Source organism: Marinifilum sp. JC120, assembly GCA_004923195.1.
Lineage (GTDB): Bacteria > Desulfobacterota > Desulfovibrionia > Desulfovibrionales > Desulfovibrionaceae > Maridesulfovibrio.
This window is the reverse complement of the sequence record RDSB01000023.1, coordinates 23,766-37,604: the sequence shown is the minus strand read 5'-3', so window position 1 is coordinate 37,604 and position 13,839 is coordinate 23,766. Positions and strand designations below refer to the sequence as shown.

At 46.4% G+C, this 13,839-nt stretch carries 12 protein-coding genes and 1 tRNA gene; 8 read left to right on the top strand and 5 right to left on the bottom strand.

The features are described from left to right. Nucleotides 1-24: 24 nt before the first annotated feature. On the bottom strand, nucleotides 25-1,224 hold the full coding sequence (locus D0S45_18060; protein TIH12462.1) for an ornithine--oxo-acid transaminase: 1,200 nt from the start codon (nucleotides 1,222-1,224) through the stop codon (nucleotides 25-27). A 185-nt stretch (nucleotides 1,225-1,409) separates the two neighbouring features. Here D0S45_18060 and D0S45_18055 point away from each other — a divergent pair, with 185 nt between their 5' ends. After that, nucleotides 1,410-2,603, top strand: a complete 1,194-nt coding sequence (locus D0S45_18055) for a response regulator (GenBank protein ID TIH12461.1) — start codon at nucleotides 1,410-1,412, stop codon at nucleotides 2,601-2,603. Between the two features lie 23 nt (nucleotides 2,604-2,626). Further along, a complete protein-coding gene (locus D0S45_18050) occupies nucleotides 2,627-3,922 on the top strand; it encodes an HD-GYP domain-containing protein (GenBank protein TIH12460.1) in 1,296 nt (431 codons plus the stop codon). Between the two features lie 37 nt (nucleotides 3,923-3,959). On the opposite strand, the gene D0S45_18045 is transcribed toward D0S45_18050, so the two are convergent. From D0S45_18045 to D0S45_18030, 4 genes are all read right to left on the bottom strand, one after another. Next, nucleotides 3,960-4,559, bottom strand: coding sequence for a TIGR00730 family Rossman fold protein (locus D0S45_18045; protein ID TIH12459.1), 600 nt, complete (start codon nucleotides 4,557-4,559; stop codon nucleotides 3,960-3,962). After that, nucleotides 4,559-5,413: a hypothetical protein gene (locus tag D0S45_18040; protein ID TIH12458.1), complete on the bottom strand. Its 855-nt coding sequence runs from the start codon at nucleotides 5,411-5,413 to the stop codon at nucleotides 4,559-4,561. The genes D0S45_18045 and D0S45_18040 overlap by 1 nt, the downstream gene beginning before the upstream one ends. Continuing rightward, entirely contained in the window at nucleotides 5,410-7,608 is a 2,199-nt protein-coding gene (locus tag D0S45_18035) for a HAMP domain-containing protein (GenBank protein ID TIH12457.1), read from the bottom strand. The genes D0S45_18040 and D0S45_18035 overlap by 4 nt, the downstream gene beginning before the upstream one ends. Nucleotides 7,609-7,680: 72 nt before the next feature. After that, on the bottom strand, nucleotides 7,681-8,364 hold the full coding sequence (locus D0S45_18030) for a DUF554 domain-containing protein (GenBank protein TIH12456.1): 684 nt from the start codon (nucleotides 8,362-8,364) through the stop codon (nucleotides 7,681-7,683). Nucleotides 8,365-8,561: 197 nt separating this feature from the next. On the opposite strand from D0S45_18030, the gene D0S45_18025 reads away from it, so the two are divergent. The 6 genes from D0S45_18025 to D0S45_18000 all read left to right on the top strand — a co-directional run bounded on the left by D0S45_18025 (nucleotide 8,562) and on the right by D0S45_18000 (nucleotide 13,813). Continuing rightward, nucleotides 8,562-8,648 (top strand) — tRNA-Leu (locus D0S45_18025). Between the two features lie 247 nt (nucleotides 8,649-8,895). Further along, complete coding sequence (locus tag D0S45_18020) at nucleotides 8,896-9,870, top strand: hypothetical protein (protein TIH12455.1); 975 nt, start codon at nucleotides 8,896-8,898, stop codon at nucleotides 9,868-9,870. A gap of 364 nt (nucleotides 9,871-10,234) precedes the next feature. Beyond that, on the top strand, nucleotides 10,235-10,444 hold the full coding sequence (locus D0S45_18015; protein ID TIH12454.1) for a DNA-binding protein: 210 nt from the start codon (nucleotides 10,235-10,237) through the stop codon (nucleotides 10,442-10,444). Beyond that, nucleotides 10,441-12,075 carry a DUF3987 domain-containing protein gene (locus D0S45_18010; protein TIH12453.1) on the top strand — a complete coding sequence of 545 codons (1,635 nt, stop codon included), beginning with the start codon at nucleotides 10,441-10,443 and terminating at the stop codon, nucleotides 12,073-12,075. The genes D0S45_18015 and D0S45_18010 overlap by 4 nt, the downstream gene beginning before the upstream one ends. Beyond that, nucleotides 12,072-12,368, top strand: a complete 297-nt coding sequence (mobC, locus tag D0S45_18005) for a plasmid mobilization relaxosome protein MobC (protein TIH12452.1) — start codon at nucleotides 12,072-12,074, stop codon at nucleotides 12,366-12,368. The genes D0S45_18010 and mobC overlap by 4 nt, the downstream gene beginning before the upstream one ends. After that, the gene (locus D0S45_18000; protein TIH12451.1) at nucleotides 12,359-13,813 is read left to right on the top strand and encodes a hypothetical protein; all 1,455 of its coding nucleotides are present in this window, start codon (nucleotides 12,359-12,361) and stop codon (nucleotides 13,811-13,813) included. The genes mobC and D0S45_18000 overlap by 10 nt, the downstream gene beginning before the upstream one ends. Nucleotides 13,814-13,839: the final 26 nt, after the last annotated feature.

The window sequence follows — 13,839 nt, the reverse complement described above, 5'->3', positions numbered from 1 at the left end:
GAAATTGTAGTTGTTTGTTGCCGATTAGGTAGAGAGAACAGGTTTAATACGTTCGAGTGCCCAGTCCACTTGATCTGCGGTAATCACCAGCGGAGGTGCGAATCTGATGATATTGTCGTGGGTTTCCTTGCAAAGCAGTCCACTTGCTTTAAGTTTTTCGCAATACTGTCGCGCGCCGCCTGCATCGAGCTTGAATTCTACAGCTAGCAGCAAACCGCGGCCACGGACTTCTCTTATTTTGCTGTTGCTGATTGAGTTCAGCCCAGAAAGAAATCTTTGTCCCATTTCATCGGCATTACGGATCAGGTTTTCTTCTTTGAGTACCTTCATGGCTTCCCTTGCCACAGCGCAGGCCAGTGGGTTGCCGCCGAAGGTTGAACCGTGTTCTCCGGGTTTGAGCACGCCTAGGACCTCGCTATTGGAAAGTACAGCCGAGACCGGATAAAAGCCGCCGGAAAGGGCTTTGCCGATGAGGGTTATGTCCGCTTCAATTCCTTCATGCTCTTCGGCCAACAGTCTGCCTGTGCGTCCCAGTCCGGTCTGGATTTCATCGAGAATCAGGGTTACATTGTTGGCTGTACATATTTTGCGCACTTTTTTTAGGTAACCGTCCGGGGGAATAATGACTCCGGCTTCGCCCTGAATGGGTTCCAGCAGAAAACCTACGGTATCCGGGGTAATGGCATTTTCAAGGGCCTTGTGGTCGCCGAAAGGGATGACCTTGAAGCCGGGGGTAAAGGGACCGAAGCCGCGCCGGGAGACCGGATCGGTGGAAAAACCTACAATGGAGATGGTCCGACCATGGAAATTGTCAGCGCAGACGATGATTTCAGCACGGTCATCTGGAACCCCCTTGACCATGTACCCCCATTTGCGCACTGCTTTGATTGCCGTTTCAACGGCTTCAGCGCCGCTGTTCATGGGCAGAATTTTGTGGGAGTTGGTCAGGGAACAGAGTTCTTCGTAAAAAAGTCCTAACTGGTCGTTGCGGAAAGCCCTTGAAGTCAGAGTCAGTTTATCGAGTTGGTCCTGCATGGCTTTTTTAATGCGCGGGTGGCAGTGACCCTGATTCACAGCGGAGTATGCGGAAAGGCAGTCCATGTATTTGTTTCCTTCCACATCCCAGACCCAGACCCCCTCGCCTCTTTCTATTACAACATCAAGCGGTTTGTAGTTTTGCGCGCCAAATTTGTCTTCAAGTTCAATGTAGTCGGACTGTTTCATTGTTACTCTCCACTTTAAGCTTTATTTCTATCTATATAAGATGGTTTTGTTTTTGTCAGCCTCCTTTTTCAAATATAATCGATTACCTGTATGCCTTTCATCGATAAGATTTAGCGGTTTTGAAAGAAAATAATAGGAAGTTATTTGTTCGAGCTTTATTTTATATAGAGAGTAGTATTATACTAATGATAGACAAGGTGTCTTTTTTGGGAAAAAGGGGAGTTCGTATGTATAGGATTCTTTTGGTCGATGACGATGAATCGTGGCATATGATTTTTAATAAAATGTCAACTGAAAGACTTCATGTTTCGTGTTGTTCTGGTGGGTCTGAGGCGCTTGCTCTTTTGAAGAAAAGCGGCCCTTTTCATGTTATTGTGTCCGATTATGAAATGCCGGAAATGAACGGAGTGGAGTTTTTAGCCAAAGTCAAAGAGGTTTCTCCATCTACAGTAAGAGTTTTTATGAGCGGAAAAGCTGACCTTTCTGTGGCTATTGAGGCTGTAAATGATTGTGATATTTTTAGAATTTTGACCAAACCTTGTACGCTCAAAACATTGAAGAAGACCTTGCGGGATGCTTTAGAGTTTCATCGGTTGTCAAATGTTGAGTCACATATGACCAGCAAAATGACTCGAGGTATTATCCGGATGGTCAGTGATATTGCGGCTATGCATAACCCCGGTTTGAACAGCCGAACTGCCAGGATTTTGCCGCTGGTAAAGTCTTTGAGCAGAAAATTAGGGGATCCTGATTCATGGAGTACTGAGGTTGCAGCCGTGTTATCCTCCATCGGGTTCATTTTTTTGCCTGACCCTTTGCTGGAGAAGATTGAGACTGGAGACGTCTTCGGAAGTGTTGATTATGGTCTTTTTATCCAGCATACGGAATATTCTTCCAAGCTGTTATCCAGACTCCCGCATTTTGAGGACGTTTGTACAAAACTCTCTTTGCAGGAGGCCCACTATATGGCGGAAGGCAGTGATGGAGGTTTTTCCATAGACGAAATACCTCTCGGAGCAAGGATTTTAAAGGTTGTTTCCGATTACGACAGACTCAAGTCTGGAGGACGAGGGGCGGGCGAAGCTCTTGCCATGATGAAATTACGGACGGATAGATATGATCCGAAAGTCGTCAAAGCTCTTGGTCACATTTTGGGTTCCGAGGCACAATACCATATCCGCGAGGTGTATCCTTTGGGCCTTACCGAAGGAATGGAGTTGGCCGAAGATGTTTATGGAGTAGTTAAAGGCAAAAAAATGAAGTTCTTGTCAAAAGAGCAGGTGCTTGATTCTAGAATAATAGACTACATCCATAGAAATGCAGAAAATATAGTAGATATAACAAAAAAAATAACCATAAAAGAAAGAAATATATTCTAACAGTTGTCGTATGGTGAGTTGATATGACCAAGCTCAAAGACGGTGAATATCTGGTCGATGTAGACCTGTTGAGGCCCGGAGTTTATATAAAGCTCGTGGGTGTGCCGTGGTACCGACATCCATTTTTGACCAGCAGTTTTAGGATTAAGGATTTCGAGCAAATTGAAACTTTGCAATCTTTGGAGATTGCCAAGGTTATTTGTGTCCCGGACAAAGGCTTGGTTGCGCCATTGAAAGCTAAAAAGAAGAAGTCAAGTCCGCCTCCCGCCAAGCTTCACTCTACTCCTGTTCCTGACGCTTTGTTCAAAGAGAAGAAAGAGCGGATGGAAAAGCTTAAGGAGAAGAAAAAGTCAGTTGCCCGTGCAGAGCAGAAGTATTCCTTGTCGGTACAGCAGGTTGAAAAACTCATGCGTTCCATTTCTAGAGGGAACATGCAGTTTTTTGAAGAAGCAGAGACATTTTCGAAAAATTTAAGTCGTTACTTTTTAAGTGATTATGAAGCTCTTATGCATGTTTTGAATTTGCAAATGGATAAGAGCGACACAGTGTACTATCACTCCATGAACGTTACGGTATTATCCTTGATCTTGGGAAGATCGATAGAGTTGGACGAAGATGAGATGCATATTCTCGCACTGGGAGGTCTTTTTCACGATATAGGCAAGTCAAAGATTGAAAAGAAGATTTTGCATAAAAAGGGAAAGCTTACAAAGTTAGAAGCGGAGCTCTTGCGCAAGCATCCTTTTTACGGTGTGGATATTCTTTCAGGGTGTGACAATTACCCTCCAGAGGCAATGGAGATTGTGTATGAGCACCATGAACGCTGTTGTGGAGGAGGATATCCCAAAGGATTGGAAAGAGAGGGAATAGGAAAACTGGCTAAGATTCTGGCTATTGCTGACTTTTATGATAGCCTCATAAACAAACATGATCCGACTTTGTCTCTGACCCCATATCAGGCATTGTCGTATATGTTTTCCAAGAGGGCCAGTTATTTTGAACCTGATTACCTGTCTGCATTTATACAATGTATGGGTATTTACCCCCCGGGAACAGTCGTTGTTATCAATGAAGAAATGATTGGGATGGTTATTTCTGTAAATCTTTCCAAACCATTGCTTCCCAGTGTTGTCATATATGATCCACAAATTCCAAAGAAAGAGGCTCTTATTCTTGGTCTGGAAGATGAGCCTGAATATTCAATTACCAATTCTATTAATCCTGCTAAGCTTGCGCCTGAAGTTTTCGATTATCTGTCGCCGCGCAGCAGGATGATTTATTTTGTGGATCCTGAATTTTTAGAGCCAAAGAAGGAATGAAAATCCCCCTGTTACCGCGGTAACAGGGGGATGCTTTTTATTGGCTTTTGCGCTGGGTGACGTCCACTTTTTCCACCCACTTTGATCCGCTGGGCGGCTCGTAAGTGGCAAAAGATTCGATAAGTAGGTCCGGGGTGTCGGCGGTAAGAAGTTTTTCCCGATGCATATCTTTAAGGAAACCTTCTTTTACTACGTCGCTTAGAAAGGAGAGCAGCTTGTCGTAGTAGCCGTCCACATTGAGCAAGCCGCAGGGCTTGGAATGGAAACCTAACTGGGCCCAAGTGAAAATTTCAAAAATTTCATCCATGGTCCCGATTCCTCCGGGCATGGCAATGAAACCGTCGGAAAGTTCGGCCATGAGTGCTTTGCGTTCGTGCATGGAGTCGGACACGTGCAGCTCGGTAAGATCAGTGTGAGCTATTTCTATTTTGTAGAGGCTTTCCGGGATAACCCCGATTACTTTGCCTCCGGCTTCCAGCGCACTTTCAGCGAGGATACCCATCAGCCCGGTGCGTGATCCTCCGTAAACCGTGGTCAGGCCGCGTTTGGCCAGCTCTCGGCCCATGTTGCGGGCCGCCTGTGCGTATTTGGGGTCGTTGCCGGGATTGGCTCCGAGAAAGATGCATATACTTTTCATCAGGATTCCTTTTCGTTTCGATAAAATGAATTATAAGCTAGGGTTAGAATGACCGCGAATCCGGCCGAGGCAGCCCCGAGGGCAGCATTGTAGAAGGGTGGGGCCGCAAGCGCAAGTCTGATCAGCAGGGTAACCAGCGCGAAACCGGAATTTCTGAACACTGCGTGGAAAGCCGGGAGAAATCGTTGAGAAATAAGCACCAGCAGAATGTCACTGAAGATCAGGATGGTGTAAAATGTGCTGAAGAAATCAAAGGTAGGCAGTCCTTTGGCTGAGCAATAGAATAAGTATCCTCCCAGCCCCATGAACATACCCAGTAAGAGCAGGGCTACCAGTTTTTTGCTGGCAACGTAACTGAACTTGAATGACGGTTTTAAGGACGGTCCTGATTTCTGGATACGGTAATATATTCCCAGCAGAACAAAGACCACAAAGGCCCCGGCGCCGTCTGAAAGTATCTGATAGATGGGAGTCATGTTCCCGGTGAAGGTGATCGGTTCCGGGAAATTAACCAGCTCTTTAAAAGAATTGCGCATGAGAATCAGACAGAGGATTTCTAGCTGCTTGCCTACGGATTTGGAAAAGGAACAGGGCAGCACGAATATAAAGCTGATTACCTCCAGAACAAGGACCAAAGTGAACGCAATCCCCACGGCAGCGTAATGGCTGGTGGGGGTTTTGGCGGCAATTGCTTCTGGGAGCAGTCCTTGCCTGCCAAGCTCAATGCCCAGCAGAGCTGCCAGAAAACAAGCTATCAGTATTCCGGCCACTGCCCGTTCTGTCTTTTCGTTTTTCCAGAACGCGTGCAGAGGGTCAAAAGCGTAAGTTGCTAGTTCGTATATTGAATATCTCATAAAAATTTAACCACGATTACTGTGCAGTCATCTTCCAGTGATAGGCCGTTTCGATGTTTTGTTACTTCTTCAAGTATCGTTTCAGTCATTTCTTGAGCGGGTTTATGGCAGTTATCTCTGATTACCTGCTTTAACTTGTCCTTGCCGAACTGCTTGCCTGCGGGGCTGTGTGCCTCCCAGATACCGTCCGTATAGAGTACGAGGATTTGACCCTGCTTCATTTGAGTCAGATATTCGCGGAACAGGTAGTCTTCATCTACTCCAAGGGCCAGCCCTTCTCCCAGAAGTTGTTCAAATGTGTCATTGTCCGGAGAGTAGATCAGTCCGGGATCGTGTCCGGCTCTAATCCAGTTTACAGTTCTTTCCTCTGCATTGCAGATGGCTACGAACATGGTCATGAAGTGTCCGGTCTGGGCGCAGTCCTTGGTTATAAGCCTGTTGACAGCTGTTGTGGAGTCTACCAACGATTTGCCGCGTCCTGAAAGAGCGCGCATGTAGGCGCGGGCACTGGTCATGAGCAGGGCCGCGCTCACGCCGTGTCCGGATACATCGCCTATGGCGGTGGCAAAAGTTCGCGGTCCGCAGGTCGCGCAGCTTACAAAGTCGTAATAATCGCCGCCGGTCTGTTCGGAAAAGGTGCAGCGAGCCCCGATTTCAACGCCTTCTATATCAGGCGGGGATTGCGGGAAGAGCGATTGCTGAGCTTCATCGGCCAGACTTAAGGCCTGCCGAATCTTCGAATGTTCACGCAGTTGCGGGACCATGTTGTTGAAATTTTGTGCAAGATCGCCCAGCTCATCTTTGGAGTGGAAATCAGCTCGGGCATCCCAATCCCCTTCACCAACCTTTATCATTGCTTTGGAAAGTTTGCGGATGGGCGTAGATAAGCTCTGGGAAACAAAATAGGCCACAATAGCGATGGATAATATCACAGCAAATGCGATCAGCGATGTTCCTTCGTATTGGTTGGCCATGCTTTCTCGTACGTATTGTTCAGCTTCATCCGCCTCGGCAGTAAATTCATGGACCGGGGTGATAATCAGGATGGATATAGCCTTATTTATGGGGCTGTATGTCCACAGGGAGGGGACTCCTTTATAATTCATTTGTAGAACGCCTGAATATTTTTCCGTGATGTCCTTGATCAGGGTTTTGAATTCAGGGTTGTCTTCGGTCAGCCATTCTTTTTCTGGAGGAGCCTGCCAGAAGCGCCCGTGTGCCGGGCGGACTAGTTTATCTGCCTGATCTTCGCCTATTTTACCGATTACCAGCAATGAGTTTTGGTGCCCTTCATCCCGGTGAAGAGTAGTTACCATCATTACTTTTGCTATTTGTGCATCGGTAGTGATAAGGGCCTTGCTCAGGCTTTTCCCGATTGGAATCACCTGAGAAGCTACTCCGATGAATTGACCGTCATTGCCATATAGGGGGGCTGTTAACCTGTTACATAGGGTTTTGGTTGTTGCATCTAGTGACGGCAGAGTCCAGTTTGCTTTGCCTAGTTTGCGGGTCTCCTTGTACCATTCATGGGTTCTGGGATCATATTTGCGGGGGAATGAATTGTGTCCCGGATAGCTGGCAACCAGCCCGTTCTCAAGAATAATTTCCTGCCATAGAACGAGGTTCTGTAAAGCTGTAGCACAAGATTCAAAGTCGGCCAGTAGCGGAGCAATTTTTTTGATATCTGGCTCCGCTTGTTCACGGGTCAAGTTTCCGGCCAGCCAGAAAGATATCTGGTTTAGCGTGATTGGCAGGTCTATCAGGTCGCCGCGCTGGACGGCGGCCATAGTAGTGTGGTCGCCTCTGCGGTTTGTCCCTTTGCCCATCAGGGCGCGTTTTTTATAGGCCGGGTTATTGATTAACTCCGGTTCGTTGAAGCTTTTGTTATGGGTAGTGATAAAAGATTTTTCTACCGGTGGGGTAGTATAGTTATCGTTCAACCGTAGTTCCGCTTCTCCTTGGATGCTCTTCAGGGTGGTCTGATAGAGCCGTTCCTCAATATCAATCATAATCGCGGCACCCTTGGCCTGATCGGCAAGGTTCTGGGTGGCCCGTTCAAGCAAGGTTACACGGGTCTGGGTCTGCAAGTCTGAGCCCAGTCTCTTCAGTGAGTTCAGCCCATGGGTTTTGAGCACGAACAAGGGAGTCAGAGAAAAGGTCAGCAGGATGATGAGCATTTTCCAGCGGATTTTCATGAGAGTATTAAAACCTATTCAAAATTAATATTCAATGATGAAAACGTTTAAAACATCTTCTTTTTGATGAAATTAATTTAAAAATACAGTTAGCGCGATGACAACTCCAAGTGAGGGGAGCAGGTTGGCGAGGTTTATCCGTTTAATTTCAAGCAGAGTCAGGCTGATGCCGATGATGAGCAGTCCTCCGCAGGCGGTAAGTTGGTCGATGATCAGCGGAGAGAACCACTCCTGAAAGGAGCTGGCAAAAATAGTTAATGCTCCCTGATAAATAATGACCGGAATGAAAGAAAAGAGCACCCCTATGCCATAGGTAGAGGCAAGGGCAATGGAAGCAAAGCCGTCCAGCATTGCTTTGGTGTAGAGGATGGTGGTATCCCCTTTGATCCCTTCTTCTAATGAACCAATGATAGCCATGGCCCCGATGCAGAAGATCAGGGATGCGGTGATCATGCCGTCAATGAATCTGGTGTCTTTGGAGCCGACTTTCTTTTTCAGCCATCCGGCTCCGCGTTCAAACATGGTATCCAGCCGCAGCAGCTCTCCGATGATTCCGCCGATGAGCAGGCTAAACATTAGCACGAGTATGTCCTGTACTTTCAAGGACATCTGAATGCCGATCAGGATCACGCCGAGGCCCAGTGCCTGGAAAATAATTTCTCGGATACGTTCAGGAAATCTGCTGTGCAGGAGAATACCGATAATGGAACCGCCGATAATAGCAGCACCGTTGACGAGCGAGCCGGTTGGAATCATGGGAGTCTCTTGTTTAGAATTAGTGAAAGGAAGTTAGAAATAGCACTGAGTTACTCGGTTTACAATAGAGTATAGTATGAACCTGACAGGAGTTAGCACCGCGGCGAATAAGAAAATTAATAGCTCAAGTTATTCATATCTTGCTAAATGCCCTTGACAGTCGTAACCTCATCTAATATTAACAATCCCTCACGCATGCCGGGATGGCGGAATTGGTAGACGCAGCGGACTCAAAATCCGCCGGTAGCAATGCCTTGCGAGTTCGAGTCTCGCTCCCGGTACCACTTGAAATCAAAGGGTTTTTCGCAAAAAGCGAAAGGCCCTTTTTTCATGCCTAAAACAGCTCTCCCCATACTCTTCCCCATAAAATGAAAAAAAGTGAAAAAAGTTTGATTAAGTTCAAATTTTTTTCACTTGGTGTTCCCCATGTCTATTTAAGGGCTTAGTTAACTTAATGATTTTGCGATTTGTAAATAAAGTATAGCTCAGTTAAGGGAGAATAAACCGCATAGGATAATAGGGAGATAGAGTATGAGTAAATTGTCAAATGATAAGGCTGCCGATGTCCAAATTGCAGAAGTGAATGCTTCTGAAAATGGGAAAGGGCAATCTGCTGAAGCTAAACCCAAGAGTGTTGAAAAAAAGGTTAAACGTGAAGTTCTCATTTGGCCACTTTTTCAAGATAAGAGCTTTGAAGATAGGTTGTTAGAGGGGCTTGTTTTGTTTTTTAGCATGCTGGGCCCTGTAATTCTGATCAAGTACACTCCCAGTTCCCCTAATGCTTCGGTCTTTGGCTATGCATTTGTTTGTGCCGGTGTACTTTGGGGAACAATTTGTCTGTTAAACAGAGCGATCTCCCATCTTTTAGAAGGGATGAATAATATCTATAAGGATGGAGTTGCAAGAAGGATTTCTGCTTCTGAACTGAGATCTCGTTGGAATCGAACATCCAGTGCTGATTTTATGAATGCTATTCTTGAAACCCGTCTAAACGTATATTTTTTGTTTGAAAACAACTCTGCCAAGATTTTGAAAATTGGCTTTTTCCATTCTTCTTTTTTCCGCCAGAAAGAAAGGTCCAACCGTCTTTTTGATGAACGCTGTTTTTTTGATCTTGATGAAGTTGAACAGATCGAACAGAAATATCCACGATTCGCACCAGAAGACGAGCGGATCACTATAATGCGAAATTCTAAAATGAAGAAACTTGAAGAAGAGCTTGAAAAGTACCGGACAGTGGAAGCCCGTCTTGGCAAGGCTGAAAAGAAGTTAAAAAGCGCAAGAAAGGAAGGCTACTTCTTTGCAAATATGATTTTTGAAATGGTCGCTGACCCGACAGCGAAAAAGCAGTTCTCGCACAAAGAGTATAAAGCGATTGCAGATAGCGTAATAAGTAAAGACTACATCCAAAATTTGGATCTGAGTCGTCCTGCTGATACCGTTGTCGGAGAATTTCGGGATAACCTTCCTGCTGAGTTCAGGCACGAAGGCAATAAAGTAAAATAAAAAACACGGGACAAAATGGACAATATGGACAAAATTCGATTTCTGTCCATTTTGTCCATATTGTCCCGCCTAATCCAATTCTTTGTTTCTCTTCCCTAACGAGGCTTTTTCGGGCCTTAATCTTATCTAGTAACAAGCTCTGTCCATAAAATTCAGACTTTTTACAACTCTTGCTCCCTTCTGATTCTATTTATATTTAATGTGTTGATAATGTTAATTTTTTGGTCGCAAGTCCTGTCGTGTTCCGACAGAACTTGGAGGGGCTAGCGCAGAATTTTTACCCTTCCAGATGGTTTAACAGCTCGGTTAAACGTGATTGCCTTACATCGAATAACAAACACCTCCAACCAACAAGGAGAAATCGATGCAAGGACTGTTAAGCACAAAAGAAGCTGCTGAAAGATTGGGACTCAGCCCCGGTACTTTAGAAGTATGGCGTTGCCTTGGAAAAGGTCCGCGCTATATCAAAATTGGTCGGCGTGTCGGATATGATGCAAGTGATTTGGATATCTATGTTGAATCCTGCAAAGTGATCCCGCTCGAAGAACAGGCCAACTTGCCGAGGTCTAGATGAGCGAATCCGGCACAGACATCCTATCTCTGTTTGGGAATAAGGCCCCTGTCCCGTTGGGGCCCAAGTTTCCGCCTTCACTATCTTCAATTTCATTGCCGTCTGTATTGGCTGATTACAGCTATGAACTTAGTGAATCGTTGCAAGTTCCGTATGAGATGGTTCTTTGTAATCTATTTGGAGTCCTATCAACCGCAGCGCAGCGGAGGTTTCAGATACAGGTTAAAGAGGGCTATCACGAGTCCTTGAATTTGTATCTCCTCTCACCACTTCCCCCCGGTGAACGAAAAAGTGCAGTCACGCAAGCTGCTCGCAGACCACTAACCAAGTGGGAGAACGATCAAGAAAAGGTAATTGGTCCACTTGCTCAGGAAGTCCGTTCAAAGCGGCTGACACTGGAGCGGGCAATTGACCACCGTCGCAACATGGCCGCCAAGGCAAAGAACTCTGAAAGTAGGAACTCTCTCCTGCAAGAGATCCGGGAACTTGAGGACGAACTGCCGGAACTTCTTTCTATTCCAAGATTACTTGCCGATGACATCACCCCTGAGTGTCTGGCTATGCTCATGGAGCAGCAGGGCGAGTGCATGTCTATCATTGAGGCTGAAGGCGGCCTTTTTGATACATTTGCCGGTCGCTACAGCCGGATGCCTAATCTTGACCTGATTTTGAAAGCATTCAGCGGTGAACCGTGTCGCGTGGATCGTAAACATGGGCAGTATATCGGGCTGAAGCATCCATTGTTGACTATCTGCGTTACAACTCAGCCTGATGTTTTGCGAGGCATGGCTGGTAATCCAGAATTTAGAGGACGCGGTTTTCTGGCCCGTTTTCTTTATTTCTTTGGGCAGAGTCGGCTTGGGTTTCGAATAGCGGAGCCGCCGCAGGTTTCATTGCAAGTGGAACGAGCTTTTCTTGAACGGGTTGAACTTCTTTTATCCTTCAAAGTGAATCCTGATATGGCAGTTCAAAGCCAATCTTTGCTGCTTAGTGGCGAAGCATATGAGTCGTGGAAGAGTTTTTTCTTGCTCATTGAGGCTGAGTTGCGACCGGGGCACAGTCTGGAAAATATGACAGATTGGGCGGGCAAGGTTCCGGGGCAGGTTGCCCGCCTTGCTGGTTTGCTTCATTTGGCCTCGTCACATCAAATAGAATCCAAAATTGAACAGTCTGTTATGCTGGCGGCTACCGAGCTGGGTAAGAAGCTTGTTTCTCATGCCCTGTATGCTTTTCATGATATGGGCTGTGATGCTCTTACCTCTTGTGCTCAGGCTGCGTTGAAGTGGATTGGAGATCGGAAGATTAAACAATTCACCAGCCGGGAATGTCAGCGTGCTATTCGTGGACGGTTCCCGAAAAAGAAGCAGATTGAGCAGGGTATAACCATGCTTGAAGAGTATGGATATATTGTCGCGGTCCCTGTTCAATATGCCGGATCGGGCCGTCCACCGAGTCCCAGCTATAAAGTTCATCCGGCTGTGCATGTGCAAGAGGGGACTCCAAAAGGAGTCTATAGCCAGCCTACCCAACGTGACACTGTTTGCTGCGCAACCACTGCCGCCGTTGGGGCTGGCGAGGGAGGCAAGCCTCCCTTCGATCCCTCCGTTTACGCCAGAGAAATGGAGGCAGTATGAGCACGGCACGCACTAAATGGATTAATCTCAGAGTTACCCCCGAAGAGAAAAAGAGCATCACTTCTGAAGCAAAAGTTAAAGGAATGAGCACTGGCGATTTGGTTCGCCAAAAATTGGGAAAGCAGCGTGTTCGTAAAACCAAACGTGAAAGGGAGAAGCTGCTTCACATCGCTCGTATTGGAAATAATCTTAACCAGATTGCCCGCTGGGCAAATACCTATAAAAGCAATGCCGACTCTATTTTGATTCTTGCCGAACTTTCAGCGGTCGAAAAGGAGTTGAAATGTATATGAAGGTCTTCCCACACGGAAAGGGGAGCGGAGTCATGGCCGTAGATTACGTTATCGATCCAAAACGAAAAGGCCGTGATGAGTCCCCGCCCGAAGTTTTGCGTGGAGATCCGGAGACAGTACAAAAGGTGATCGGTTCAACTGACCGGGTATGGAAATTTACTTCCGGCGTGCTCTCGTGGGCTCCAGAAGATGAAGTTTCACCACGGACAGAAAAAGAGGTCATAGATGACTTTGAAAAGGTGGCCTTTGCAGGCATGGAGCCGGATCAGTATTCTATCCTTTGGGTTCGGCATAGTCATGCCGGACATCATGAGTTGCACTTCATCATACCTAGAACGGAACTCCGGCAGGATAAAGCCATGAATCCATGCCCGCCCAATTGGCAGAAACAATATGACGTCTGGCGTGACCTCTGGAATGAACGCATGGAGTGGGCAAAGCCTGATGACTTGAAGCGGTCCCGGCTCAATCAGCCGGGAAAAGATATGCATTCTCCGAGTGGCAAGAAGCTGAATGATTTTCGAAAGACCGTCACTGACTACTTGGGGCAGGGCATCACTGATGGATTACTCAAAGATCGAAATGATTTGGTGCAAGCCCTTAAAGAAGTTGGTTTTGCCATACCGAGGCAGGGCAAGAATTACATCACTTTGGAGTTACCAAAAGACAAGAAGCGTGTCCGATTGAAAGGAGGAATATATGAATCATCTTGGAGAGCTGACCGAGAAATTAAAAGAGAAGATGGACTCACAGTCTCAGGAGGTCGAGCAAGTCACCAAGAGCGCATTGAAAGACTTGAGCGCGAACTTGCTGAAGTATGCCGAAAGCGAGCTGAATACCATCACCAGCGATATGGAAGGCCATCTTCAGAAGCTCAGGAAAAGGCAATCCAAGATCTCAGCACATCACTGGAAGCAAAGCATTTTGGCAAATCTCATATCCACTTTGCTGTTGGTCATAATGTCGGCCTGCATAACAGGATTCTACGGTTGGAGAATCAAAGGGAAACACGAGGAATTAGCGGTAATCAGCACGCAAATAGCAAGACAGAAAAAGAATGTAAGCAAATTTACAGAATGGGGAATCAACGCATATCAGGCCAAAGATCAGGAATATCTGGTTTTTCCGAAAGGGACAAAGCTGAAAATAGCACAGACAAACAACGGCCAGCCAGCCGTTTTACTCCAGAGGTAGATCATGAACGAGTTAAGTCGGAGCTTATCGGAAACGATGGCACGGATGGAGAAAGCGCAGGAACAAAGGTGGAAGCAGCAAGATCAGAGAATAGCCGAACAAGGGCAAAGGATAGTCGAGCTGGAAAAGGAAGTTCAGGGTTGCCGGGACTTGCAGAGCGAATTGGAAGGTGTTTTGAGGGAATTGGGGAGGTTGTGCGGGCGGTGAGGAAGCGTGTTATGGTTAGAAAACATAAAGGATTAGCGCGTTAAATCTGTGGTACTGAGATTAAATTTCA

Excerpts from the sequence above, each read along its gene's own strand:
- D0S45_18000 (TIH12451.1), top strand. The coding sequence starts at position 12,359 with ATGTATATGAAGGTCTTCCCACACGGAAAGGGGAGCGGAGTCATGGCC.
- D0S45_18010 (TIH12453.1), top strand. The coding sequence starts at position 10,441 with ATGAGCGAATCCGGCACAGACATCCTATCTCTGTTTGGGAATAAGGCC.
- D0S45_18055 (TIH12461.1), top strand. The coding sequence starts at position 1,410 with ATGATAGACAAGGTGTCTTTTTTGGGAAAAAGGGGAGTTCGTATGTAT.
- D0S45_18030 (TIH12456.1), bottom strand. The coding sequence starts at position 8,364 with ATGATTCCAACCGGCTCGCTCGTCAACGGTGCTGCTATTATCGGCGGT.
- D0S45_18015 (TIH12454.1), top strand. The coding sequence starts at position 10,235 with ATGCAAGGACTGTTAAGCACAAAAGAAGCTGCTGAAAGATTGGGACTC.
- D0S45_18050 (TIH12460.1), top strand. The coding sequence starts at position 2,627 with ATGACCAAGCTCAAAGACGGTGAATATCTGGTCGATGTAGACCTGTTG.
- D0S45_18040 (TIH12458.1), bottom strand. The coding sequence starts at position 5,413 with ATGAGATATTCAATATACGAACTAGCAACTTACGCTTTTGACCCTCTG.
- D0S45_18060 (TIH12462.1), bottom strand. The coding sequence starts at position 1,224 with ATGAAACAGTCCGACTACATTGAACTTGAAGACAAATTTGGCGCGCAA.
- D0S45_18045 (TIH12459.1), bottom strand. The coding sequence starts at position 4,559 with ATGAAAAGTATATGCATCTTTCTCGGAGCCAATCCCGGCAACGACCCC.
- D0S45_18020 (TIH12455.1), top strand. The coding sequence starts at position 8,896 with ATGAGTAAATTGTCAAATGATAAGGCTGCCGATGTCCAAATTGCAGAA.
- D0S45_18035 (TIH12457.1), bottom strand. The coding sequence starts at position 7,608 with ATGAAAATCCGCTGGAAAATGCTCATCATCCTGCTGACCTTTTCTCTG.
- mobC (TIH12452.1), top strand. The coding sequence starts at position 12,072 with ATGAGCACGGCACGCACTAAATGGATTAATCTCAGAGTTACCCCCGAA.